21 protein-coding genes are annotated in these 25251 nt (G+C 70.6%); 10 read left to right on the top strand and 11 right to left on the bottom strand.

Annotation, left to right across the window (positions count from 1 at the left end):
* Positions 1-236 precede the first annotated feature (236 nt).
* The gene (locus K3769_RS26125; RefSeq protein WP_267028737.1) at positions 237-1982 is read left to right on the top strand and encodes an LCP family protein; all 1746 of its coding nucleotides are present in this window, start codon (positions 237-239) and stop codon (positions 1980-1982) included.
* A 74-nt stretch (positions 1983-2056) separates the two neighbouring features.
* Complete coding sequence (locus tag K3769_RS26120; protein WP_267028736.1) at positions 2057-3787, top strand: LCP family protein; 1731 nt, start codon at positions 2057-2059, stop codon at positions 3785-3787.
* 90 nt (positions 3788-3877) lie between these two features.
* Here K3769_RS26120 and K3769_RS26115 read toward each other — a convergent pair whose 3' ends face one another.
* A complete protein-coding gene (locus K3769_RS26115) occupies positions 3878-4906 on the bottom strand; it encodes a glycosyltransferase family 2 protein (protein WP_267028735.1) in 1029 nt (342 codons plus the stop codon).
* Between the two features lie 127 nt (positions 4907-5033).
* Here K3769_RS26115 and K3769_RS26110 point away from each other — a divergent pair, with 127 nt between their 5' ends.
* The gene (locus tag K3769_RS26110; protein ID WP_282566252.1) at positions 5034-6488 is read left to right on the top strand and encodes an LCP family protein; all 1455 of its coding nucleotides are present in this window, start codon (positions 5034-5036) and stop codon (positions 6486-6488) included.
* A 245-nt stretch (positions 6489-6733) separates the two neighbouring features.
* Here the strand turns inward: K3769_RS26110 and K3769_RS26105 are convergent, their stop codons facing one another.
* A complete protein-coding gene (locus K3769_RS26105) occupies positions 6734-7279 on the bottom strand; it encodes an acyl-CoA thioesterase (protein ID WP_267028733.1) in 546 nt (181 codons plus the stop codon).
* A 119-nt stretch (positions 7280-7398) separates the two neighbouring features.
* On the opposite strand from K3769_RS26105, the gene K3769_RS26100 reads away from it, so the two are divergent.
* Entirely contained in the window at positions 7399-8664 is a 1266-nt protein-coding gene (locus tag K3769_RS26100) for an LCP family protein (protein WP_267028732.1), read from the top strand.
* Between the two features lie 78 nt (positions 8665-8742).
* Here the strand turns inward: K3769_RS26100 and K3769_RS26095 are convergent, their stop codons facing one another.
* Positions 8743-9900, bottom strand: coding sequence for an acyl-CoA dehydrogenase (locus K3769_RS26095; RefSeq protein WP_267028731.1), 1158 nt, complete (start codon positions 9898-9900; stop codon positions 8743-8745).
* Positions 9901-10087: 187 nt separating this feature from the next.
* Here K3769_RS26095 and K3769_RS26090 point away from each other — a divergent pair, with 187 nt between their 5' ends.
* Positions 10088-11431, top strand: a complete 1344-nt coding sequence (locus K3769_RS26090) for a UDP-glucose dehydrogenase family protein (protein WP_267028730.1) — start codon at positions 10088-10090, stop codon at positions 11429-11431.
* Positions 11432-11489: 58 nt separating this feature from the next.
* Positions 11490-11855 carry a VOC family protein gene (locus K3769_RS26085; protein ID WP_267028729.1) on the top strand — a complete coding sequence of 122 codons (366 nt, stop codon included), beginning with the start codon at positions 11490-11492 and terminating at the stop codon, positions 11853-11855.
* 15 nt (positions 11856-11870) lie between these two features.
* Here K3769_RS26085 and K3769_RS26080 read toward each other — a convergent pair whose 3' ends face one another.
* From K3769_RS26080 to K3769_RS26060, 5 genes are all read right to left on the bottom strand, one after another.
* Positions 11871-13010, bottom strand: coding sequence for a dipeptidase (locus K3769_RS26080; protein ID WP_267028728.1), 1140 nt, complete (start codon positions 13008-13010; stop codon positions 11871-11873).
* A gap of 220 nt (positions 13011-13230) precedes the next feature.
* The gene (locus K3769_RS26075; RefSeq protein ID WP_267031548.1) at positions 13231-14457 is read right to left on the bottom strand and encodes an RNA polymerase sigma factor; all 1227 of its coding nucleotides are present in this window, start codon (positions 14455-14457) and stop codon (positions 13231-13233) included.
* Between the two features lie 209 nt (positions 14458-14666).
* The gene (locus K3769_RS26070) at positions 14667-15023 is read right to left on the bottom strand and encodes a YciI family protein (protein ID WP_267028727.1); all 357 of its coding nucleotides are present in this window, start codon (positions 15021-15023) and stop codon (positions 14667-14669) included.
* Between the two features lie 145 nt (positions 15024-15168).
* Entirely contained in the window at positions 15169-16161 is a 993-nt protein-coding gene (locus tag K3769_RS26065) for an LCP family protein (RefSeq protein WP_267031547.1), read from the bottom strand.
* A gap of 299 nt (positions 16162-16460) precedes the next feature.
* Positions 16461-17492 (bottom strand): LacI family DNA-binding transcriptional regulator, encoded by a 1032-nt coding sequence (locus K3769_RS26060; RefSeq protein WP_267028726.1) that lies wholly within the window; start codon positions 17490-17492, stop codon positions 16461-16463.
* A 206-nt stretch (positions 17493-17698) separates the two neighbouring features.
* Between K3769_RS26060 and K3769_RS26055 the strand changes: the two genes are divergently transcribed.
* The 4 genes from K3769_RS26055 (at position 17699) to K3769_RS26040 (ending at position 23271) form a co-directional block, all read left to right on the top strand.
* Positions 17699-19087, top strand: a complete 1389-nt coding sequence (locus K3769_RS26055) for an ABC transporter substrate-binding protein (protein WP_267028725.1) — start codon at positions 17699-17701, stop codon at positions 19085-19087.
* Between the two features lie 125 nt (positions 19088-19212).
* Positions 19213-20028, top strand: a complete 816-nt coding sequence (locus K3769_RS26050; RefSeq protein ID WP_372515170.1) for a carbohydrate ABC transporter permease — start codon at positions 19213-19215, stop codon at positions 20026-20028.
* A gap of 4 nt (positions 20029-20032) precedes the next feature.
* A complete protein-coding gene (locus K3769_RS26045) occupies positions 20033-20947 on the top strand; it encodes a carbohydrate ABC transporter permease (protein ID WP_372515034.1) in 915 nt (304 codons plus the stop codon).
* A gap of 26 nt (positions 20948-20973) precedes the next feature.
* Complete coding sequence (locus K3769_RS26040; protein WP_267028724.1) at positions 20974-23271, top strand: beta-xylosidase/alpha-l-arabinosidase; 2298 nt, start codon at positions 20974-20976, stop codon at positions 23269-23271.
* 110 nt (positions 23272-23381) lie between these two features.
* Here K3769_RS26040 and K3769_RS26035 read toward each other — a convergent pair whose 3' ends face one another.
* Genes K3769_RS26035 through rimI form a run of 3 tightly spaced genes read right to left on the bottom strand, consistent with a single transcriptional unit; the run spans position 23382 to position 25247 of the window.
* The gene (locus tag K3769_RS26035; RefSeq protein WP_267028723.1) at positions 23382-23636 is read right to left on the bottom strand and encodes a hypothetical protein; all 255 of its coding nucleotides are present in this window, start codon (positions 23634-23636) and stop codon (positions 23382-23384) included.
* Positions 23633-24760: a tRNA (adenosine(37)-N6)-threonylcarbamoyltransferase complex transferase subunit TsaD gene (tsaD, locus tag K3769_RS26030; RefSeq protein ID WP_267028722.1), complete on the bottom strand. Its 1128-nt coding sequence runs from the start codon at positions 24758-24760 to the stop codon at positions 23633-23635. The genes K3769_RS26035 and tsaD overlap by 4 nt, the downstream gene beginning before the upstream one ends.
* Positions 24753-25247, bottom strand: a complete 495-nt coding sequence (rimI, locus tag K3769_RS26025) for a ribosomal protein S18-alanine N-acetyltransferase (protein WP_267031544.1) — start codon at positions 25245-25247, stop codon at positions 24753-24755. Before rimI ends, tsaD begins: the two co-directional genes overlap by 8 nt.
* Between the last annotated feature and the right edge of the window lie 4 nt (positions 25248-25251).

Genomic DNA, 25251 nt, shown 5'->3' with positions numbered 1-25251 from the left:
GGGCACACCAAGAGCGGGAACGTACGTTCAAAGAATTGGGCGGATTGCCCGGTTGTAGGGACGTGGAATTCGTCACCGTCGTCGCTCGACGCTGATCCGGCCGGATAGTGTGAGCGATCCGGTGCACCCCGTCCGAGGTCAGTCCTGGGAGTCGCGCACTGGTTGGACCGACTGACCGAGCGTCTTTACGAGGGGGAAAAGACGCCGCGTGGCCCCGACGGAGGACTCAAGCAACCGTGGACGCGCAAGGCCGTGGGCGGGCGGACGATATCGACCCCGCAGACCAGTGGGTACTCAATCCGGACACCGGCGACTACGAACTGCGACTGCAGAATTCCGCACCGCAGTCGTCGACCGTTCCGGGCCCCCGTTCCCGCAGAGCGGCGGGCGCCGCGGCGCCCCCGCGCGGGCGCGCCGTTCCCGGCCGGGAACGGAAGGGAACACCGGAGGAGGCGCCGGAGCCCGGCGTGCCCGGGCCGCGCAGGCGCCGTGCGCCCGAGGCTCCGCCTCCGGGCAGGCGGAAGGGCCGGCCGAAGAAGTCGCGGGGCAAGAAGATACTGCTCTGGACCGGCGGCACGATGGCCTTCCTGCTGGTGGGGACGAGTACCGCCGGGTACCTCTACTGGAAGCATCTAAACGGCAACATCACGTCCGTCTCCGACGACGGCGCGGGAACCGGCGGCTTCAGCAAGGACCGGGCGATCAACGTCCTCCTGGTGGGCACGGACAAGCGCACCGGTGACGGCAACAACGGGTACGGCGACTCGGACAGCCCCGGCCATGCCGACACCACGGTGTTGCTGCATGTCTCCAAGGACCGTACGAACGCCACCGCGATGAGCATCCCGCGTGACCTGATCACCGACATCCCGGACTGCCCGACGGAGCAGGAGGACGGTTCCACCAAGGTCATCCCGGGCACGCCGAACACGCGCTTCAACGAGAGCCTGGGCCAGGAGGGCCGGACGCCGAGCTGCACGATGCGGACCGTCACCGCGCTCACCGGCGTCACGATGGACCACTTCATGATCGCCGACTTCAACGCGGTCAAGACGCTGACCGCGGCGGTCGACGGCGTGGACGTGTGTCTCGCCAAGGACATCGACGATCCGGACTCCCATCTGAAGCTGTCCAAGGGCGAGCACAGCATCCAGGGCGAGGAGGCGCTCGCCTTCGTCCGTACGCGCCACTCCGTGGGCTTCGGCGGCGACCTCAGCCGGATCGAGATCCAGCAGCAGTTCCTCAGCTCCCTGATGCGCAAGCTGAAGTCGAACGACACACTCACCAGTCCGACCAAGATGCTGAAGCTGGCGGAGGCGGGCACCAAGGCGCTGACCGTCGACTCGAAGATCAGCAGCATCACCAAGTTGCGTGACCTGGGTACCGAGTTGGGCAAGTTCCCCACCAAGAACCTGTCCTTCACCACCGTGCCGGTGGCCGACAACCCTGCCGAGAAGGTCAAGGCCACGGTGGTCCTCCAGGAGGCCAAGGCCAAGGAGATGTTCGCCCTGATCAAGGACGACGTCTCGCTGACCGCGGTCAAGCAGGAGAAGAAGAAGGAGAAGGCCGCCGAGGCCGCCCGCCTCAAGGGCAGCAAGGCCGATCCGGCCGACGTCCGTGTGCGGGTCCTCAACGGCGGCGCGGTCGCCGGTTCCGCGCAGGAGACCCTCAACTGGCTGCAGCTCGAAGAGGGCATCACGAAGTCCGAGAACGCGGGCAACGCCGGGGCGACGCTGAAGAAGACAACCGTCGAGTACGCTCCCGACCAGGCCGATCAGGCACGCAGGCTCGCCGATCTCATGGGTCTGTCCGGATCGGCCATGAAGCCGGGCAAGAGCGTGACCAACTCCCAGGGTCTCCCTGCGATCACGCTGACCCTCGGTGAGGACTTCAAGGGGGCCGGGGTCTCTCTGACCACTCCGTCGACGGCGCCGGAGGACGTCGAGAAGTCCACGGCGGACAAGGTCGAGTGCGCCAAGTGACCTAACAGGTCCGTCCTACGTCTCACAGGGCGTAGGACGGACCTGTGTCAGGCGCAGGGTGGGGAGGCAGGGACATGGCGCAGAGCAGTGTGCGTGGGGAGGGGGCTCCTCCACGCGCCTCGCATGCGGGAGAGCGGAGCCGCAGTGACGGTTCCCCGGATACGGGGGAATCGAGCGGCGGCTCCTCGCAGGCGCGGCGGGTACCGCGGGCGCGGACCGCGTCGGGCGGGAACGGCGACGACGGCGGGGACGGCGGCAGACGGGCGAGACGGCCGGGCGGCAAACCCCGGCGCGTACTCCGGTGGTTCGCGCTGGTCCTCGCGGTGCTGATACTCGGGACGGCCGGCGCCGGATACCTCTACTACCGCCATCTGAACGGCAACATAGAAAAGGGCAAGCGCAACAACGGCGAGTCGGACGTCAAGAAGGCGGAGCCCAACGCGGCCGGCCAGACACCGCTGAACGTCCTGTTGCTCGGCTCCGACAGCCGCAACTCCAAAGAGAACGTGAAGCTCGGCGGCAGCAAGGACCAGGTGGGCAGCAAGCCGCTGGCCGACGTCCAGATGCTGGTGCACGTCTCCGCGGACCGTAAGAGCGCCTCCGTGGTGAGCATCCCCCGGGACACCCGGGTGAAGATCCCAGAGTGCGAGGACCCCGAGACCGGGGACACGTACCCGGAGACGACCAACATCATCAACATGTCGCTGCAGCGCGGCGGTGCCGGCTGCACCCTGGCCACCTGGCAGAACCTCACCGGTGTCTACATCGACCACTGGATGATGGTCGACTTCGGCGGCGTGGTGAAGATGGCGGACGCCGTCGGCGGCGTCGAGGTGTGCGTGGAGCAGAACGTGTGGGACCGTCCGCTGCCGGGCGTCCCGGGCGGTTCCGGTCTGAAGCTGAAGGCGGGCAGCCACAAGGTCAAGGGGAAGCAGGCCCTGCAGTGGCTGCGCACCCGGCACGCCTTCGAGAGCGACCTGGGCCGTGCCAAGGCCCAGCACATGTACATGAACTCGATGATCCGCACGCTGAAGGGCCAGAACGCCTTCACCGACAGCGGCAGGCTGATGGGTCTGGCCGAGGCGGCCACCGATTCCCTGGAGGTCTCCGAGGAGATCGGTACGGTCAAGAAGCTGTACGACCTGGGGATGAAGCTCAAGTCCGTGCCGACGGACCGGTTCACGATGACGACGATGCCCACCGTGACGGACCCGCTGAACGCGAACCACCTGATCCCCAAGCCCACGGACGCGGACAAGGTGTGGTCGATGATCCGCAACGACGTGTCCTTCGACAAGGGCGGCAAGAGCGGGAAGAACGGGAAGGGCAAGGACGGCGCGTCCGGGAGCCCGGCGGCGACCGGGCCGGCCGCGGCGCCCGCCGAGGGGCTGGCCGTCACGGTCGTCAACGGCACCGCGGGCGACGACAGCGAGCAGGCGCCGGTGGGCAGCCGGGCCACGGCGATCGCGGGCGCCCTGCAGGGCAAGGGGTTCACCAAGGCCACCGCGAGCGCGCAGGCCGATCCCAGCTCGCGGACGCAGATCACGTACCCGAAGAGCGCGGGGGCGCAGGGCAGGGCCAACGCGCTGTCCGTGGCCAAGGCGGTCGGGGTGCCGAGCGGTCAGGTGCGTGCCACGGCCGACGCGGTCACCACCACGCTGACGATCGGCAGCGACTGGCGGGAGGGCACGGCCTATCCGAAGCAGGACACTCCCGACGCGGGTGACCTGCCCGAGAGCGCGGACGCCCTCAACGGCTCGGAGAAGGACGCCTGTATGCCGGTGTACAAGCCGTACCAGTACTGAGGCGGCGGTACCGGGCACAGCGGCGAGGGGCCGCGGCCACTGTCTTGACGACAGCGGTCGCGGCCCCTCGGCAGTTCGGGTGTGCGGCGCTCAGGTCTCGCTCAGTACCGCCGGGCGGCGGGACGCGATGACCTTGCGGGCCAGCGCCTTCGGGCTGGTGAGGAAGCCCCAGCCCCACGACATGTGCATGGTCGCCAGCGCCACCGGGATCCGCAGCCGCGCCTTCAGGGGCAGTCCCTTGCCCGCGGGCAGCGAGCCCAGCGCGATCGCGACGAGGTAGCCGAGGGGGACCAGGAAGCCCCAGGGGGTCACCGCCGCGCCCACCACGAGGCCGAGGACGATCGCGACGACCGCCGTCGGCGGTGCCAGATAGCGCAGGTTGATGGAGCCGGAGTGGTAGCGCGCCACGACATGGCGCCAACGGCCGTAGTCCTTGTACTGCTTGGCCAGCGCCTGCATCGAGGGGCGCGGACGGTACGAGACCCGCAGCTCGGGCGAGAACCAGATGAGGCCGCCCGCCTCCCTGATCCGGAAGTTCAGCTCCCAGTCCTGGGCGCGGATGAACTCCTCGTTGTAGCCGCCCTGTTGCTCCAGCGCCGCCCGCCGGAAGACGCCCAGGTAGACCGTGTCCGCGGGACCGGCCTGGCCGCCCGTGTGGAAGGCCGCGTTGCCCACGCCGATCTTCGAGGTCATGGCGGCGGCGACCGCGTGCTCCCAGTCGTTCTCGCCCTCGGCGTGCATGATGCCGCCGACGTTCTGCGCGCCGGTCTCCTCCAGGAGGCGCACGGCGGTCGCGATGTAGTTCGGCGAGAGCATGCCGTGCCCGTCGACGCGGACGACGACCGGGTGGCGGGAGGCCTTGATCGCGGCGTTCAGGGCGGCGGGGGTGCGGCCGGTCGGGTTCGGGACCGTGTGCACCCGGGGGTCCTCGCGCACCAGTTCGGCCGCGATCTCCTCCGTACGGTCCGTGGAGGGACCGATGGCGATCACGACCTCCATCTCGCCCGCGTACTGCTGGGCGAGGATCGCTTGGACGGCTCCGCGCAGATGCCGTTCCTCGTTGAGGACGGGCATGATCACGGACACGGCGGGAAGCTGCACGGCGGGTTCGGCGTTCATCGCGGATTACGTTACCGCGAATGGGGGACACGGACGCGCGCCGCCCGGTCCCTGCACCGGGCAGCAGATCGTATGGGCCTACGGTGCTCACGGACCCCCACACCCGGCCTACGCGGAGGTGTCCGCCTTGTCCACCCCGCCCAGCTCCCCCGCTCCTCCCCCACGACAGCGCCCGGTGCGGCAGCCCGTACGGGGCGGCCGGCCGCAGTGGGCCATGCGGGCGGCGACCGCGCTGTCCGTGGCGGTGCTCGCGGCGGCCGGCGTCGGACACGCGGTGGTCACCGGCCTCGACTCCGACATCAACCGGATCGACCCCTTCAAGGACATGAAGAACCGGCCCGCCCGCGGCCACGGCATGAACGTGCTCCTGGTCGGCACCGACGGACGGGACCGGATCACCCCGGCGGAGAAGGAGAAGTACCGGCTCGGCGGCGCCCCCTGCCACTGCACGGACACGGTCATGATCGTGCACCTCTCCGAGGACCGGCGGCGGGCCAGCGTGGTGAGTCTGCCGCGCGACTCGTACGCCGAGACGCCCCCGCACATCGACCGGACCACCGGCGAGCGGCACCGGGCGCACCCGGTCAAGCTGAACGCCGCGTACGCGGAGGGCGGGCCGCAACTGACCGTGCGCACGGTCGAGAAGATGACGGACGTGAAGATCGACCACTACCTGGAGGTCGACTTCATCAGCTTCATGAAGACCGTGGACGTGCTCGGCGGGGTACGGATCTGCACGGTCCGGCCGCTGAAGGACACGGTCACCGGGCTCGACCTCGCGACCGGGACGCACGACCTGGACGGCGGCCAGGCGCTGCAGTACGTGCGTTCACGGCACGTCGACGGGGCCTCCGACCTCGGCCGGATGCAGCGTCAGCAACGGTTCCTGGCGGCGCTGATCGCGCGGGCCACGTCGTCCGGGGTGCTGCTCAACCCGATCAGGTTCCGTGAGGTGACGCAGTCCGTGCTGGGCTCGGTGCGGGCGGACCGGGGTTTCGGGACGAACGAACTCGTCGACCTGGGGCGGGCGATGCGGGGCTTCTCGCCGTCGTCCTCGGAGTTCACGACGGTCCCGATCGGACAGATGGGGTACGCCGTCAAGGGCATCGGCTCGACGCTGAAGTGGGATCCGAAGAAGGCGGGGCGGCTCTTCAGGACCCTGCGCGACGACAAGCCGCTCGCTCCGCACCGGGTGCGGTCCAAGGCCCGCAGCGTCGATGTGGCTCCGCAGCAGATCCGGGTGCAGGTCGAGAACGGGACCATGACCGCGGGGCTGGGGCGGCGGGTCGACAGCGGGCTGGCGGGGACGGGGTTCCGTACGTCGCGGGCGCCGGTGAACGCGCAGGACCGGACGTTGCGGCGGACCGTCGTGCGGTACGACCCGCGGTGGGACCGGTCCGCGAAGTCGCTCGCGGCGGCGTTGCCTGGGAGTGAGCTGCACGCGGTCACCGGGCAGGGGCCCGTGATGAAGGTGCTGGTGGGGGCGGACTTCTCGGGAGTTCGCAAGGTGCGGGCGGAGGATCCGACGCAGGGGGAGTTCGGGGCGGTCACCGGCGACCAGGTGACCTGCCCCCCGACGTAGCCCCGGCGCGACCCGGCGGGGTCTGTCCGCGCAGTTCCCCGCGCCCCTGAAAAGATTGCGCCGTTCCCCGCGCCCCTAGGGGGCTGCGCCCCATCAGGGGCGCGGGGAACGGCGCAGGCTTTTGGCTTTTTGGGGGCGCGGGGAACTACGCAGGCTTTTGGTCTTTGGGGGCGCGGGGAACGGCGCAATCTTTTGGCTTTTTAGGGGCGCGGGGAACTGCGCAGGCTTTTGGTGGGGGCGGACGGCTAGTCCAGGCCCTCTGCCGCGCGGCGTTCGCGGAGGTCCAGAATCGCCCGCCGACGCGCAAGCCGGTGCCGGCGCCGGATCTGCGCCTCCTGGTACCGCCGCTCGTCCCGCTCGGTCTCCGGGCACACAGCCGGCACCCGCCGCGGCTTCCCGTCCGCGTCCACCGCCGTGAAGACGAGATACGCCGACCCCACCTGCTGCGGCGGCGTCGACTCGTTCCACCGCTCGGCGAGGACCCGGACCCCGACCTCCATGGACGTCCGCCCGGTCCAGTTGACCTGCGCCTTCACATGGACCAGGTCACCCACCCGCACCGGTTCCAGGAACGCCATCTCGTCCATCGAGGCCGTGACGGCAGGCCCTCCGGAGTGCCGACCCGCCACCGCGCCGGCCGCGTCGTCGACCAGCTTCATGATCACTCCACCGTGCACCGTCCCCAGCAGGTTGGTGTCGTTGTGGCTCATGATGTGGCTGAGCGTGGTGCGGGACGCCGAAGTCGGCTTGCCCGGAATATCGGATTCCGGGGTGGTGGCCTGGTCTGTCATGCCGCCCACCCTATGCCGGGGCGCGCCGGACGCGCTTTGCATCAGCTTGGCAACAGCCCTGATCCGATTTTCCGAAGACCCTTGTATGCCACACCCTCGGGCACTGCACACTGGGTCGCATGAACGATTGGCCCCAGGGGCGATCCGGAGACCACGGTGGCGAGCGCCACGGCTACGGCAGTGCGAGCACCCAGCCGGAGGGCGCCCGCGTGATGCGTCAGGTGCAGCGCGGCCCGGCCGGCGCCCCGCACTCCTCGGCGCCTCCTCACGGGGTCCCGCCGCAGCAGTCGTACACCGACGGTCACGGTGACGACGGCTACGGCGGTTACAACACGGGGCAGGTCTACGGGGGCGGCGGCGGTCCGCAGGGCCCCGACGGCCGGGCCGGCCGCCCCGCGCCGAACTGGCGCAAGCGGATCAAGTGGATCTCGATCACCGTGGTCACGCTGTTCGTCGTGGTGACCGTGGGCACGTACTTCTGGGCCGACTCCAAGCTCAACCGGGACGTCGACCTGTCGAAGGTCATCGACCGTCCCGACGCGGGCGAGGGCACGAACTACCTGATCGTCGGCTCCGACAGCCGCGAGGGCATGTCCGCCGAGGAGAAGAAGAAGCTCCACACGGGCTCGGCCGACGGCAAGCGCACCGACTCGATGATGATCCTGCACGTCGGGGACAACGGGAACACGATGATCTCGCTGCCCCGCGACTCGAACGTCACGATCCCCACCTTCAAGGGCTCCGAGTCCGGCAAGACCTTCCAGGGCACCGGCCGCCAGGTGAAGCTGAACGCGGCGTACGCGGAGGACGGCCCCGAGCTGCTCGTGCGGACCGTCGAGGCCAACACCGGACTGCGCATCGACCACTACGCGGAGATCGGCTTCGCCGGTTTCGCCAAGATCGTCGACTCCGTCGGCGGCGTGGAGATCGAGATCCCCAAGGGCGGCATGAAGGACACCAAGTCCGGCGCCGACTTCGAGGCGGGCAAGCAGACCCTCAACGGCGAGCAGTCCCTGGCCTTCGTCCGGACCCGGTACGCGCTCGCGGGCAGCGACCTGGACCGTACGAAGAACCAGCAGAAGTTCCTCTCGGCGCTCGCCAACCAGACGGCGACCCCGTCCACGGTCCTGAACCCCTTCAAGCTCTACCCGACGCTCAGCTCCGGCCTCGACACCCTCACCGTCGACAAGGACATGTCCCTGTGGGACCTCGGCTCGATGTTCCTGGCCATGAAGGGCGTGACCAGCGGTGACGGCAAGTCCATGAACATGCCGATCTCGGGCAACACCGGCAACGGCAACCTCCAGTGGGACACCGCCAAGGTCAAGCAGCTGGTCGAGCAGCTGAAGAACGACGAGAAGGTCACGGTGACGAGCGACCGGTAGGACGCACGAGACCCGGAACATGTGTGAGGGCCCCGGCAGCAACTGGCTGCCGGGGCCTCACACATGTTCCGGAACCGCCTACGGCAGGTTGCGGGCCATCACGATCCGCTGGACCTGGTTCGTGCCCTCGTAGATCTGCGTGATCTTGGCGTCGCGCATCATGCGCTCGACCGGGTAGTCACGGGTGTAGCCGTAGCCGCCGAGGAGCTGGACGGCGTCCGTGGTGACCTCCATGGCGACGTCGGAGGCGAAGCACTTGGCCGCCGCGCCCTGGAAGGTGAGGTCCTTGTCGCCGCGCTCGGACTTGGCGGCAGCCGCGTACGTGAGCTGGCGGGCGGCCTCGATCTTCATGGCCATGTCGGCGAGCATGAACTGGATGCCCTGGAAGTCGGCGATCGGCTTGCCGAACTGCTTGCGCTCCTGGACGTAACCCTTCGCGTAGTCGAGGGCGCCCTGCGCGATGCCGAGCGCTTGCGCGGCGATCGTGATGCGGGTGTGGTCCAGGGTCTTCATCGCGGTGGCGAAGCCCGTGCCCTCCTCGCCGATCATGCGGTCGGCGGGGATGCGGACGTTGTCGAGGTAGACCTCGCGGGTCGGGCTGCCCTTGATGCCGAGCTTGCGCTCCGGGGCGCCGAAGGAGACGCCCGGGTCGGACTTCTCGACGACGAAGGCGGAGATGCCCTTCGAGCGCTTGGTGGGGTCGGTCACGGCCATCACCGTGTAGTACTCGGACTCGCCGGCGTTGGTGATCCAGCGCTTCACGCCGTCCAGGACGTAGAAGTCGCCGTCCCGGACCGCCTTCGTCTTCATACCGGCCGCGTCCGAGCCCGCGTCGGGCTCGGAGAGGCAGTACGAGAACATGCCGTCGCCCTTGGCCAGCGGCGTCATGTACTTCTTCTTCAGGTCCTCGGAGCCCGAGAGGATGACGGGCAGCGAGCCGAGCTTGTTGACCGCGGGGATCAGGGACGAGGACGCGCAGACCCGCGCCACCTCCTCGATCACGATGACCGTGGCCAGCGCGTCCGCGCCCGCGCCGCCGTACGACTCCGGTACGTGCACGGCGTGCAGGTCGGCCGCGACCAGCGCGTCCAGGGCCTCCCGGGGGAAGCGGGCCTCCTCGTCCACCGCCGCGGCATGCGGCGCGATCTTCGCCTCGGCCAGGGAGCGGATCGCGTCCCGGAGCATGTCGTGCTCCTCGGACGGGCGGTACAGGTCGAAATCAGCCGATCCGGCCAAGGTGTCTCACGCTCCAAAGATGCAGTGACGCTGACGCTAACTACCGTTAAGTAACCCAAATTTTATGCGCCTGCCCACGCGAGTGATACGTGAGCTTGCCGACAGGGAGGATCTGCCCGGTCAAGGGCTCCGGCACGCCCCGACTATGCTCTGTCCGCGCACCTGACGGCTACCTCCTGGAGCACCCATGGCCCTCAAGATCACGGTGATCGGCACCGGCTACCTCGGCGCCACCCACGCCGCCGCCATGGCCGAGCTCGGTTTCGAGGTGCTGGGCCTGGACGTGGTGCCCGAGAAGATCGAGATGCTGCAGCGGGGCGAGGTCCCGATGTACGAGCCCGGTCTGGAGGAGCTGCTGCGCAAGCACGTCGCCGGGATCGAGGGGTCCAGCGGGCGGCTGCGGTTCACCATGGACTTCGCCGAGGCCGCGGCGTTCGGGGACGTCCACTTCGTCTGTGTGAACACCCCGCAGAAGCACGGCGAGTACGCCTGCGACATGTCGTACGTCGACGCCGCCTTCGCCTCCCTCGCCCCGCACCTCACCGGGCCCGCCCTGGTCGTCGGCAAGTCCACCGTGCCCGTCGGGTCGGCGGACCGGCTGGCCCGTACGCTCACCGAACTCGCTCCGGCGGGCGAGGAGGTCGAGCTGGCGTGGAACCCGGAGTTCCTGCGCGAGGGCTTCGCCGTCCAGGACACCCTGCACCCCGACCGGATCGTCGCCGGTATCCGCAGCGAGCGCGCCGAGAAGCTGCTGCGCGAGGTGTACGCGACGCCGCTGTCCGAGGGCACGCCCTTCGTGGTGACCGACTTCCCGACCGCCGAGCTGGTGAAGACCGCCGCGAACTCCTTCCTCGCCACCAAGATCTCCTTCATCAACGCGATGGCCGAGGTCTGCGAGGCGGGCGGCGGCGATGTCGTGAAACTCGCCGAGGCGATCGGGCACGACGACCGGATCGGGAAGAAGTTCCTGCGCGCGGGCATCGGCTTCGGCGGCGGCTGCCTGCCCAAGGACATCCGCGCGTTCATGGCCCGCGCGGGCGAGCTGGGCGCCGACCAGGCGCTCACCTTCCTGCGCGAGATCGACTCGATCAACATGCGGCGGCGCGGCCAGATGGTCGAGATGACGCGCGAGGCGCTGGGCGGCAGCTCCTTCCTCGGCAAGCGGATCGCGGTGCTCGGCGCGACCTTCAAGCCCGACTCCGACGACGTCCGGGACTCCCCCGCGCTGAACGTCGCGGGCCAGATCCACCTCCAGGGCGGCCAGGTCACCGTCTACGACCCCAAGGGCATGGAGAACGCCCGCCGCCTCTTCCCGACGCTCGGGTACGCGGAGACGGCCGTGGACGCCGTCCGCGGGGCGCACGCCGTCCTGCACCTCACCGAGTGGCGCGAGTTCCGCGAGCTGGACCCGGCGGCGCTGGGCGAGGTCGCCACGGACCGCGTGGTGCTGGACGGCCGCAACGCGCTCGACCCGGCCGTGTGGCGGGCCGCGGGCTGGACGTACCGCGCGATGGGCCGCCCGACCGCCTGAACCCCTCGGCCCCGTCCCGGAACCCGCGTCCCGAAACCCCCGTCCAGAGGAGAAGATCATGGCTCTCGCCAGGCTGGGCTCCGTCGTCCTGGACTGTCCCGACCCGCACGCGCTCGCCGCGTTCTACGCCGGGATCCTCGGCGGCACGGTCGAGGACAACGGTGACTGGCTCGACCTGCGGCTGCCGGGACCGGCCGGCGGAACGCTGGCGTTCCAGGCCGCCCCCGGGCACGTACCGCCGAAGTGGCCCTCGCCGGAGGCCTCGCAGCAGTTCCATCTGGACCTGACGGTCGAGGACCTGGACGCGGCGGAGGCGGAGGTCCTGGCGCTGGGCGCGAAGGTGCTGGACGCGGCGGACCGCACGCGCACCTGGCGGACGTACGCAGACCCGGCGGGCCACCCGTTCTGCCTCTGCGCCTGCTGAGCCGGAAACGCGCGGCTATCCGTCGAGTTCGGCGATGCGTGCCATGGACGGCTCGCGGCGCTGCCGGGCGGCGCGGGAGGTGAAGTCCGCGGTGCGCAGGACGCGTTGCACGTTGCCCCAGGTGAGCAGGGCGAGGTCGGTCTCGGACCAGCCGCGGCCGAGGAGTTCGGCGATCAGCCGCGGGTAGCCCGAGGCGTCGGACAGGTCCTGCGGGTGCGCGGCCCCCGAGTCGTACGTCCCCGAGAGGCCGACGGACCCGGGTCCGGCGAGTTCCCGTACGTGGTCGAGGTGGTCGGCGACGTCACGGACCGTGGGGCCCGTCTGCTCGGCGGTCAGCGGGACCAGGCACAGGCCCTGGGCGGCGCCGAGTTCGACGAGGACGTCGTCGGGGAGGTTCGCCGGGTGCGGACGCAGGGCGCGGGCGGCGGAGCGGGTGCACATCAGCGGGGCCTTGGAGATGGTCAGGGCGCGGCGGACGGTGGCGTCCGAGGCGCCGGAGAGGTCGGCGAGGACGCCGAGGCGGTTCAGCTCGCGCACGACCTCCTCGCCGAACCGGGTCAGCCCGTTCTCGCCGGCCCAGGAGGCGCCGGAGAGGGTGAGTACGCGCAGGCCGAGGGCGTGCAGCGCGCGCAGGATGCCCAGGGAGTCGTCCAGTGCCGCCGCGCCCGCCGGGCCGAGCAGCACGGCGACCCGCCCGCAGTTCCTGGCGTCCGTGACCTGGGCCGCGCTGTGGGCCATGCGCAGGCCTTCCGGATGGGCGGCGACCACGGTCTTCACGAGGTCGAGCTGCTCCAGCGTGGCGCCGACGGCCCGTTCGCCGGCCAGGCCGCCGGGCAGGTGCAGCGACCAGAAGAGCGCCCCCACGTGCCCTTCACGGAGCCGGGGCACGTCCGTGTCGACGGCGCTCTCGCCGAGTTCCAGGTCGTACCAGGACAGGCGCCGCAGGGCCCAGGCCAGGCCGCTGTAGCCGTCCGCGACGGGGTGGTCGGCGAGGAGGGCGTGGGCGCGGGCCAGCGGGTCGGTGTCGGTCTCACCGCCGAGTACGGCGACGGGCTCGGCGGCAGGCGGCGCGAGCCCGGTCAGCTGCTCGGGGTGATCCAGGTCCAGTTCCCCGACCTCTGCGGTGGAGTGCAGTTCGTCCTGCAGATCAGCCATACGAGGCTCCGGGGTCCGGTGGTGCCGACAGGTGGCTCCACCGTGCCATGGCGTCGGGACACCTTCACGGCGGAAGAGCCGTTCGGGCGACGCCACAGTCCTGCCGGGCCTTCAACGGGTGCGGGCACGCCGTAGTGGGCCGCGCAGTTCCCCGCGCCCCTTGAAGGCTCGGCTGCGCCATCGCCCCCTCGCCTTCAGGGGCGCGGGGAAGTGCGCACTCTCAGCGAAGCCACCCGCACTCCTCGGCCCGCCTCCACAGCAGCTCCCTCTCCCGCTCGTTGCGCGTGAGGTCGGCCGCCCGGGCGAACTCGCGCGCCGCCTCCTCCGTACGGCCGAGGCGCACCAGCAGGTCCCCCCGGACACTCGGCAGCAAGTGGTACTCCCGCAGGGCGGGTTCACCGGCGAGCGCGTCCACCAGGGGCAGCGCCGCCCCCGGCCCCTCGGCCATGGAGACGGCGACGGCCCGGTTCAGCTCGACCACCGGCGACGGAGCCCGCACGGCGAGCATCCCGTACAGCGTGACGATCCGCCCCCAGTCGGTCTCCGCGTACGTCAGCGCGTGAGCGTGACACGCGGCGATGGCCGCCTGCAGCACGTACGGCCCCGGCCCGCCCCCCGAGGACACCGCCTCCGCCCGGCCCAGCGCGGCGAACCCCCGCCGGACGAGCACCCGGTTCCACCGCGCCCGGCTCTGGTCCTTCAGCAGCACGGGCTCCCCGTCGGGCCCGGTCCGCGCGGCCGACCGCGACGCCTGCAGCTCCAACAGCGCGGCGAGCCCGTGCACTTCGGGCTCTTTGGGCATCAGCTCGGCCAGCACCCGCGCGAGCCGCAGCGCGTCCTCGCAGAGCGCGGGCCGCAGCCAGTCGTCCCCGGCCGTGGCCGCGTACCCCTCGTTGAAGATCAGGTAGATGACCTCCAGTACGGAACCGAGCCGGGCCTCGCGCTCGGGCCCGTACGGCACCTCGAAGGGAACGCCCTTCGCGGCGAGGGTCCGCTTGGCGCGCACGATGCGCTGGGCGAGGGTCTTCTCCGGTGTGAGGAAGGCGCGGGCGATCTCGGCGGTGGTCAGTCCGCCGAGCAGCCGCAGGGTGAGGGCGATCCGGGCCTCGGCGGACAGCACGGGATGGCAGGCCGTGAAGACCAGCCGCAGCAGATCGTCGTCGATGCCGTCGGGATCGGCGGGCTCGTCGAGATGGTTCCGCGGCCCGGACGTCTCCAGGTCGCGCCCCATCTCCGCCAGCTTGCGCGCGTACCGCTCGCGCCGCCGTACGAGGTCGATCGCCCGGTGCTTGGCGGTGGCCGTGAGCCAGGCCCCGGGATTGCCCGGCACCCCGTCCCTCGGCCACTGTTCCAGCGCCGCGACCAGCGCGTCCTGCGCCAGTTCCTCCGCTATCCCGACGTCCCGCACGATGCGTGCGACCCCGGCGATGATGCGGGGCGACTCCATACGGAAGACCGTCTCGATGGCGTGGTCGGGGTCCTGGGCGGGGCTGTCTGGTGTCACGGCACACCATCAGACACCCCGGGCCCCGTACGGCCAAGGCCGACGCAAGAGCAGAAGCCGGAGCCGGAGCCGGAGCCGGAGCCAGGCCACAGCGGCTCAGCGGCTCGTCGGCTCAGCGGCTCAGCGGCTCAGCGGCTCAGCGGCTCAGCGGCCTAGCCTTCGACGATCTCCCGCACCTCGCAGGTCACCGTCCAGTGCGCCTCGTGGATCTGCAGGAACCGCTTGGTCCACTCGATCGCCTCGGCCCGGTCCTTGGCCTGGAGCATCGCGTACCCGCCGACGACCTCCTTGGCCTCGGTGAACGGCCCGTCGGTGACGGACAGTTCGCCGCCCTCCCAGCGCACCCGGGCGCCCTGCGCGGTCGGCGTCAGCCCGGAGGTGTCCAGCAGCACGCCGGCCTTAGTCATCTCCTCGATCAGCTCACCCATCCGCTCCATGAGCGCGTCGCTCGGCCCCTCGGCGGGGGCGTTCTGCTCGTCGATACGGATCATCGACAGGTAGCGCGGCATGGTGACTCCCTGAGTCCTCGGCGCGGAGCCGGGGCCGTTCCCCGCCTCTCTTCGCCTCTCACCCGTGCGTCGAACGACCGACGCCGGGATCGACACACCCGCCGGACTTCATCGGAGTTTCTTCATCGGAGTCTCTTCGAGGAGGTCACTTCAGCGACTCCCACAGCTTCCCCGCCTCCGGCTCCTCCGCCACCACCCGGTTGGGGTCGGACGGGGCCGGGACCACCGGCATCGTCACGGTCTCGGTGTAGGTGGAGGTGAGGGACTTCAGGCTCTGGCCGAGGCTCATGAGCTCGGTCAGCGAGTTCAGGCCCGTGTCCGTGGTGAGGCTGCCGGTGAGCGCGTCGGCGACGCTGTACAGCCGGGTGGGGTTGGTGAGGAGGTTGCTGGTGGAGACCTGGTCGAGGAGCCCCTTCACCAGTTTCTGCTGGAGGCCTATCCGGCCGAGGTCGCTGCCGTCGCCTATGCCGTGCCGGGTACGGGCCAGGGCCAGCGCGTCCGCACCGTCGAGGTGGTGGGTGCCCGCCTCCAGTTCAAGGTGGCTGTCCTCGTCGGAGATGTCGTCGTCCGTCGTCACCGTGACCCCGCCGAGCGCGTCCACCAGATCGGCGAAGCCGGCGAAGTCGATCTCGATGTAGTGGTCCATGCGGACGTCGGTCAGGGTCTCCACCGTCTTGACCGCGCAGACGGGCCCGCCGAGCGAGTACGCGCTGTTGAACATCACGCCGTACGCCTGGGCCGTCGAGCCGCCCGAGTCCAGCGGGCAGGAGGGGCGGGTGACGAGGGTGTCGCGCGGGATGCTCACGACGGTCGCCTCCGAGCGGCCCTCGTCGACATGGATGATCATCGCCGTGTCGGAGCGGGCGCCCTCGCTGCTGCCGCCGCCGAGCGCCTTGTTGCGCTTGCCGCTGCGCGAGTCCGAGCCGAGGACCAGGATGTTGAGCGCGCCGCTGGGCAGCGGGGTGGCGGACTCGGGGCCCGTCGGGGTCGTCACGGCCCTGGCCGGCCGGTTGTCGCCGAGCGCGCTGTCGATGTCGACGCTCTTGATGTTGTGGTTCAGATGCCAGTACACCCACGCGGAGCCGGCCACCGAGGCGACGAGCGCGCAACTGAGCGCGATGCCCGCCACCTTGAACAGCCGTGACCGGCCGGACCACCACGACCGTCCCTCACCGCCCCCGACACCGCCCCCGTCGGCGCCCTTGCCCCCGACGGCACCGCGGTCACCGCCGTCGGGTATCGCGACGCCGTCGCCCCCGGACCCGTCTTCTCCGCTCACGCCCACGCTCCTGCTCCCCGCCCCGCGCCGCTCACACGAAGAACATAAGTCCGAATTATTTCAACAAGGAACCACTTCCCGGCTTTACTTCGGAAACTCTCAGGTTTCGTTGAGTTTTCTCAGATCAGGCGTCGAAACTTTCGACGCGCCGATACCGCTCACGGCGCCGGCGGCGGCGCCGTACTGCTCCGGACCACGAGACTCGTCGCCAGTTCGACCCTCGTGGCGGTCGAGGGCCGCTCCGAGCGGCCGAGATCCAGTACGAGCCGGGCCGCCGCCTCGGCCATCTCCGTGAGCGGCTGGCGCACGGTGGTGAGCGGCGGACCGACCCAGCGGGCCACCGGCAGGTCGTCGAAGCCGACGATGCTGAGGTCCTCCGGTACGCGCAGACCCAGCTCGCGGGCGGCCTCGTACAGGCCGAGGGCCTGGAGGTCGTTGCCCGCGAAGACGGCCGTCGGGCGGTCGGGGAGCCTCAGCAGTTCGAGCCCGGCACGGTAGCCGCTGTCGTGGTGGAAGTCGCCGGAGCGCACGAGCGCCGGGTCGACCGGCAGCCCGGCCGTGTCCAGCGCGGCCCGGTACCCGTCGAGCCGGGCCCGGCTGCACATCATCCGCGAGGGCCCGCTGATCACGCCGATGCGCCGGTGGCCGAGGTCCGCCAGATGCCGGGTCGCGGCCAGCCCGCCCTGCCAGTTGGTGGCACCCACGGACGGCGCGTCGTCACCGGGGTCGCCGGCCGGGTCGACCACCACGAACGGGATGGAGCGGCTGGTCAGCAGCGCCCGCTGGGACTCGTCGAGCCCGCTGAGGACGAGCACGACCCCGTGCGGGCGGCGGGCGGCGACCTGGTCGGCCCAGGTGCGCCCCGGGGTGAGCCGCCCGGCGCTCTCGGAGAGGACCACGCTCAGCCCCTCGTCCCGCGCCACGTTCTCCACGCCCCGGATGACCTCCATCGCCCACGCGCTCTCCAGTTCGTGGAAGACGAGGTCGATCAGCGGCGACCGGGACGCCTCGGCCCGGCGGCGCCGGTAACCGTGCTGACGCAGCAGGTCCTCGACCCGGGTGCGGGTGGAGGGGGCCACATCGGCGCGGCCGTTGAGCACCTTCGAAACAGTCGGGGCCGAGACTCCCGCCTCGCGGGCGATCTCGGCGAGCGTCGCTGACTGGGCTACGGCGGGATTCGGGCGAGTCATGAACGCGATCGTATCCCTGCGCAACCCCTTGACGAAGACCCTCGACCACCATACGTTCCCGGAACATTCGAAGTGTTACTCGAAACATTCGCGCGAATGCGCTGCTCGTGAGCTGGCCACGTGCTGCTCACGAGCTGCTGTGCGCCGCGTATTCGTGCCGCGAGCGCGCTGGTGAGCGGGCGAGCCGGACAAGAAGAGGTGCTGTCATGGAGTCGATCAACGGGCGGTCCAACAGCGGGCGGCCCACGGGCGAGGGCCCGGGCAGAAACACGGGCGGCGGCCTCGGCAGCCGCGCGTTCAGCAGGCGCTGGGTCCTGGGCGCCGGCGCCACCACCCTGCTCACCACCGGCCTCACCGCCTGCGGCTCCGACAGCGACTCCGGCGGGGGCGGCGGCACCCTGACCGCCTTCGTCTACGGGGACGACGCGGTGAAGGTCCAGCAGGCTGCCGTGGACCGCTTCAACAAGTCCGCCGCGGCCAAGAAGGCCAAGGGCAAGGTGAAGCTGGAGCGGATCCCGGGCGCGGAGTACCCGGCCAAGCTGCGCACCGCCATGGGCTCCCCGAGTGCCCCCGACATCTTCTTCAACTGGGGCGGCGGGTCCATCAAGGACTACCAGGAGGCGAAGCAGGTCGTCGACCTGACCGACACCATCGAGAACGACCCGACCCTCAAGTCGGGCTTCCTGCCCGCGGTGCTGGCGGCGGGCGGACTCGGTGGCCGCAACTACGGGATACCGATGCGCGGCATGCAGCCGGTCATCCTCTTCTACAACAAGGCCCTGTTCGCCGAGCACAAGCTCCAGCCGCCCACCACCTGGGCGCAGTTGCAGGACATCAACGGCAAGCTGAAGAAGGCGGGGATCACCCCGTTCGCGCTCGGCGGCGCCGACACCTGGACCGAGCTGATGTGGCTGGAGTACCTCGTCGACCGCATCGGCGGCCCGGAGGTCTTCGCGAAGATCCAGGAGGGCGACGCGTCCGGCTGGGGCGACCCGGCCGTCCTGAAGGCCGCCGAGACGGTCAAGGAACTCATCGACGACGGTGCCTTCGGCTCGAAGTACAGCTCGGTCGCCTACACCAACGGCGGTGCCCCCGCGGTCTTCGCCAAGGGCAAGGCGGCGATGCACCTGATGGGTTCGTGGGAGTACTCGACGCAGCTCGGCAAGTTCCCCTCCTTCGCGAAGAACAACCTCGGCTGGTGCGCGTTCCCCACGGTCGAGGGCGGCAAGGGTGACATCCGCAACGTCGTCGGCAACCCCACCAACTACTGGTCCATCAACACCCGGGCGGGCAACAAGGACGCCGCGATCGCCTTCCTCAGGGACTGCGCCTCCGAGACGTACGCCAAGGCGCTGATCGCCAACGGCGACATCCCGACGACCGCGAACGCGGCCAAACTCCTGGAGGCCTCGCCCAACCCGGAGTTCGCGAAGTTCCAGTACGAGATGGTCGAGAAGGCGCCCGCCTTCACCCTCTCCTGGGACCAGGCGGTCGGCTCGAAGACCGCGACCCCGATGCTCACCGAGATCAACAAGCTGTTCGTGGGGAAGTCCTCGCCGAGCGAGTTCGTGTCGGCGCTCAAGGAGCTGAAGTGAGCGCACCGACCCCCACGAAGGCACCGGCGGACCGCCTGGTCCCGGAGCCCGGGCCGGCCGAGGCGGCGGGGCGGCCACGCCGGTCCGGGGCCGCCCGGGCGGGCCGGCCGCACGCCGCCTGGGCGCTGCCCGGCGTCCTGTTCTTCGGCTTCTTCGCCGTGGTCCCGATGGGCCTGGCCTTCTACCTCTCCTTCACCAGCTGGGACGGCCTCGGCGACCCGAAGCCCGTCGGCCTGGCCAACTGGCAGAAGCTGATCGAGGACGACCGGATGGTGCAGTCCCTGTGGCTCACCGTCCTGCTGACGGCGGTGAGCTGGGCCTTCCAGACGGTGATCGCACTGCTGCTCGGCGTCTGGGCGGCGGGCCGCCAGCGCAACCGGGCGGTGCTGTCCGCGATCTTCTTCGTGCCGTTCCTGCTGTCCTCGACGGCGATCGCGCTGCTGTTCTACGCCCTGCTCGACCCGAACTTCGGCATCATCCAGCAGAACATCCTCGGCTCCTCCAGCGGCGCGTTCCTCGCGATCGTCTTCGTCGGCGGCTGGCAGTTCATCCCGTTCCACACGCTGATCTACCAGGGCGGCGCGCGTCAGATACCCGAGGTCCTCTACCAGGCCGCGGCGATCGACGGGGCGGGCCGCTACCGCCAGTTCTTCTCGATCACGCTCCCGCAGCTGCGCCACACCATCACGACGTCCACGGTCCTGATGGTCGTCGGCTCGCTCACGTACTTCGAGACCGTGCTGATCCTCACCAAGGGCGGTCCGGGCACAGACACCGCGATCCTGCCGTACCTGATGTACGAGGCGGGCTTCAAGAGCTACGACTTCGGGTACGCGAGCGCCATCGCGTCCTTCCTGGTGCTGGTCGCCACCGTCCTGTCCCTGATCCTCGTGCGGCTGACCGGCTTCGGCGGCATGCGCAGTACCCGCGAAGGGATGTGACGGTGTGTCACACGACACCTTGCCGCGTCCGCGTCCACGTCCGGTGAAGGCCGGGAAGAGCCCGGCGGGACCGCCCCCGGCCGGCCGCGCTCGCCGGCACTGGACGAAGCGCGCCAACCCGGTCGCGGGACTGGGCTCGCTCCTGTGGCTCGTGGTCGTGATCATCCCGATCTACGCGATGATCTCGGCCTCCCTCACCGGTCAGGACAAGGCGCTCACCGGCAACCCGCTGAGCCCGCCGACGGACCCGACGCTCGACAACTACAACACCGTGCTGCACAGCGGGTTCGGCCATCTGCTCGCCAACACGGTGATCGTGGCCGTCGCGGTCGTGGGCATCGTCCTCGCGCTCTGCGTCCCGCTCGCGTACGTCGCCGTCCGCACCCGCGACCGCTGGTCGGGGATGGCCTTCCGGCTGTTCCTGCTGGGTGTGGCGATCCCGGCCCAGGCGGTCGTGGTCCCCCTCTACCTGCTGATCGCCAAACTCGACCTGTACGACAGCCTGCTCGCGGTCATCCTGCCGACGGCGGCCTTCGCGATGCCGGTCTCGGTGCTCGTCCTGGTGGGCACCCTGCGGGACGTCTCCGAGGAGCTGTACGAGGCGATGGCCCTGGACGGCGCCTCACCGCAGCGCATGCTGTTCCAGCTGGCGGTCCCGATGGCCAAGGGCGGTATCAGCACGGTCGTCATCTACGCGGCGCTGCAGGCCTGGAACGGCTTCCTCTTCCCGCTGATCTTCACCCAGTCCGACGAGCCGCGCGTCCTGACCCTCGGCCTCTTCAACTACGTCAGCCAGTTCGGCGTCAACATCCCGGCGCTGCTGGCCTCGGTCGTCCTCTCCGGCGTCCCGATCTTCGCCGTCTACCTGGTGGCCCGCCGTGCACTGGTCGGCGGCCTGATGGGCGTGGGCGGAAAGTGAACCCACTCGACTCTGACAGGAGTTCCATGTCCAACCCCCCGTGGCGTGATCCCGCCCTGCCCGCCGAGGCCCGGGTCGACGACCTGCTCGCCCGGATGACCCTGGAGGAGAAGACCGCCCAGTTGTACGGCGTGTGGGTGGGAGCCGCCACGGACGGCGACGGAGTCGCCCCGCACCAGGACGAGATGACCTCGGACTTCGACTGGGACGAGCTGATCACCCACGGTCTCGGCCAGCTCACCCGCTCGTTCGGCACGGCCCCCGTGGACCCCGCGCTGGGCGCGCAGGCACTGGCCCGCGCCCAGCGCCGGATCAGTGAGGCGGGCCGCTTCGGCATCCCGGCCGTCGCCCACGAGGAGTGCCTGGCGGGCTTCACGGCCTGGGGCGCCACCGCGTATCCGGTGCCGCTCGCCTGGGGGGCCTCGTTCGACGCGGCGCTGGTCGAGGAGATGGCCCACCGGATCGGCCGGGACCTCGCCTCCGTCGGCGTCCACCAGGGTCTCGCCCCGGTCCTGGACGTCGTACGGGATCCGCGGTGGGGCAGGGTCGAGGAGACGATCGGCGAGGACCCGTACCTCGTCGGCACGATCGGCGCGGCCTACGTCCGCGGGCTCGAATCCGCGGGGATCGTCGCCACGCTCAAGCATTTCGCGGGGTACGCGTCCTCGGCGGGCGCCCGCAACCTCGCTCCGGTACGGGCCGGTGTGCGCGAGTTCGCCGACATCACCCTGCCGCCGTTCGAGTTCGCGCTGCGCGAGGGCGGGGCGCGGTCGGTGATGGCCGCGTACACGGACACGGACGGCGTGCCCGCCTCCGCGGACACGTATCTGCTGAGCGAACTCCTGCGGGAGCAGTGGGGCTTCACCGGCACGGTCGTCAGCGACTACTTCGGCGTCGGCTTCCTGAAGACCCTGCACCGGGTCGCGGGCACCGACGCCGAGGCCGCCCACGCGGCCCTCGCGGCAGGCGTGGACGTCGAACTGCCGACGGTCCACTGCAACGGCGACCCGCTGGTCGAGGCGGTACGCGCCGGGGACGTCCCGGAATCCCTGGTGGACCGGGCGGCGGCACGGGTGCTCCGCCAGAAGTGCGAGCTGGGCCTGCTGGACGAGGCCTGGTCCCCGGAGCCGGCCGGCCCCGTCGACCTCGACTCGACGGCGAACCGCGTCCTGGCCCGCCGGCTGGCCGAGGAATCCGTGGTCCTGCTCTCCAACCCGCAGGGCCTGCTCCCGCTGGCCCCCGACACCCGCATCGCCGTGGTCGGCCCGAGGGCGGCCGACGCGCTGGCGATGCTGGGCTGCTACTCGTTCCCGTCCCACGTGGGCGTCAACCACCCGGCCCTGCCGATGGGCATCGAGATCCCCACGCTCCTGGAGTCCCTGCGCACGGAACTCCCCGACGCGAAGATCACCTTCACCGAGGGCTGCGACACGACCGACCCGGACACGTCCGGCTTCGAGGAGGCCGTCGCCCGCTCCACGGAGGCGGACGTCTGCGTGGCGGTGCTCGGCGACCGGGCGGGCCTCTTCGGCCGGGGCACGTCGGGCGAGGGCTGCGACGTGGCGGACCTGCAACTCCCGGGAGTCCAGGCACAGTTGCTGGACGCCCTGACCGCCGCGGACACCCCCGTGATCCTGATCCTGCTCACCGGCCGGCCGTACGCGCTGGGCCGCTGGCACGACCGGCTGGCCGCCACGGTCCAGGCGTTCTTCCCGGGCGAGGAGGGCGGCCCCGCGGTGGCGGGCGTCCTGTCGGGCCGGGTGAACCCCTCGGGCAGGCTCCCGGTCAGCGTCCCGCAGACCCCGGGCGGCCAGCCGTGGACCTACCTCCAGCCTCCGCTGGGCCTGGCGGGCGAGGTCAGCAACCTGGACCCGACCCCGCTGCACCCCTTCGGCCACGGCCTGGGCTACACGGACTTCACCTGGGAGGACACGGAGGACGTCCACGCGGAGACGACCACGGACGAGGGGCACGACGTCTCGGTCACGGTCCGCAACACGGGCGCGCGAGAGGGCACGGAGGTCGTGCAGCTGTACCTGCACGACCCGGTGGCGTCCGTGACCCGCCCGGACGTACGCCTGATCGGCTACCACCGTCTGACCCTGGCCCCCGGGGAGGCCCGTCAGGTCACTTTCCACTTCCACCCGGACCTGTCGGCCTTCACGAACGCCAGGGGCCAACGAGTGGTGGAACCAGGAGCCCTCGAACTACGGCTCTCCAGGTCGAGCACCACACCCGTCCACACAACCCACCTGACCTTGACGGGCCCAGAACGCCACCTCCCCGCAACCCGCCAACTGACATGCAGGACGACGGCCCTTTAAGGGGCGCGGGGAACGGCGCAGTCGGTTGCCTTTGCCCTCAGGGGCGCGGGGAACGGCGCAATCTTTTCGGGGGCGCAGCCCCCAAGGGGCGCGGGGAACGGCGCGATCGCTCACCCGTCGACGGACTCGAACCGCCACCGATGAACGGCCCGAGCGACCAACCCCCCAGCCGGCTCCGGAAGCTCAGGAAGCGAGTCGTCATACGCGGCATCCCACCACGTGATGACAAGCACCCGCTCCCCCGGAGCCCGCAGGACCTCCCGCCGCAGGGGCCGCGCCGGGAGGTCCTGCTCCCGCACCCACGCGAGCAGTTCCTCCCCGCGCCCCTCGGCGGCCCGCGCCTCCCACATCAACGCCACACTCATGAGTACAGATTGCCCTTGCTGACCTCATGCACATGATCATGCGAGTGAGCATGAGCATCGGCATGATCATGATCGTGGGCGCGCCCCGGCACATGCGGATCGGTCACGGGAAGCGACGAGTCCGCCGACAGGTCCCAGTCGGAGGCGGCCCGCCCCCGAGCCACCATCTCCGCCCCCAGCGCGGCGACCATCGCCCCGTTGTCCGTGCACAGCTTCGGCCGGGGCACCCGCAAGGTGATCCCGGCGGCCTCGCACCGCTCCTGCGCGAGCACCCGCAACCGCGAGTTCGCCGCGACGCCGCCACCGATCATCAGATGGTCGACGCCCTCGTCACGACAGGCCCGTACGGCCTTGCGCGTCAGCACGTCCACCACCGCCTCCTGGAAGGACGCGGCCACGTCCCGCACGGGCACGTCCTCGCCGGCCGCCTGCTTGGCCTCGATCCACCGTGCCACGGCGGTCTTCAGCCCGGAGAAGGAGAAGTCGTACGCGGCGTCGCGCGGCCCGGTGAGCCCGCGCGGGAAGGAGATCGCGTTCGGGTCGCCCTCCTTCGCGTACCGGTCAATGACGGGCCCGCCCGGGAACCCGAGATTGAGAACCCGGGCGATCTTGTCGAAGGCCTCGCCCGCCGCGTCGTCGATCGTCGCGCCCATCGGCCGTACGTCACTCGTGATGTCCGAGGACAGCAGCAGCGAGGAGTGGCCGCCGGAGACGAGCAGGGCCATCGTCGGCTCGGGCAGCGGCCCGTGCTCCAGCTGGTCCACACAGATGTGGGACGCGAGGTGGTTCACCCCGTACAACGGCTTGCCCAGCGCGTACGCGTACGCCTTCGCCGCCGAGACCCCCACCAGCAGCGCGCCCGCGAGTCCGGGTCCGGCGGTGACGGAGATGCCGTCGAGGTCGCGCGCGCTGACCCCGGCCTCCTTCAGCGCCCGCTCGATGGTCGGCACCATCGCCTCCAGGTGCGCGCGGGAGGCGACCTCGGGCACGACCCCGCCGAAGCGGGCGTGCTCGTCGACACTGGAGGCGATCGCGTCCGCGAGGAGGGTCGTGCCGCGGACGATGCCGACGCCGGTCTCGTCGCAGGAGGTCTCGATGCCGAGGACGAGAGGTTCGTCAGCCATTGATCTCGGTTCCCTCGGTTCCTTGTACGGAGGTTGACGGGTCGTTCAGGCGCATCACGAGGGCGTCCACGTTCCCCGGCTGGTAGTAGCCGCGCCGGAAGCCGATCGGCGCGAAGCCGAAGCGCTCGTAGAGCTTCTGGGCGCGGATGTTGTCGACCCGGCATTCGAGCAGCACCTCGGCGCACTCGAAGGCGGTCGCGGCCCGCAGCAGTTCGGTCAGGATCAGCGCGCCGAGCCCGGTGCCCCAGTGCTCCCGGGCGACGGCGATGGTCTGTACGTCACCGACGTCACCGGCGGCGGCCAGCCCCCCGTATCCGACGATCACCCCGCCGTCCTCGTCCTCGACCTCCGCCACCACGTACCGCCGGGTCGCCTCGGGTCCCCGCGCGTGGGCGAGGTCGGACCAGAACATGCCCCGCGACCAGGCGTCCTCGGGGAAGAGGTCCTTCTCCAGTTCCAGTACGGGCTCGATGTCCCACCAGCGCATCTCA

Source organism: Streptomyces ortus (assembly GCF_026341275.1).
Classification (GTDB): domain Bacteria; phylum Actinomycetota; class Actinomycetes; order Streptomycetales; family Streptomycetaceae; genus Streptomyces; species Streptomyces ortus.
The sequence above is the reverse complement of the archived record's forward strand: the minus strand, read 5'-3'. Positions and strand labels throughout refer to the sequence as shown.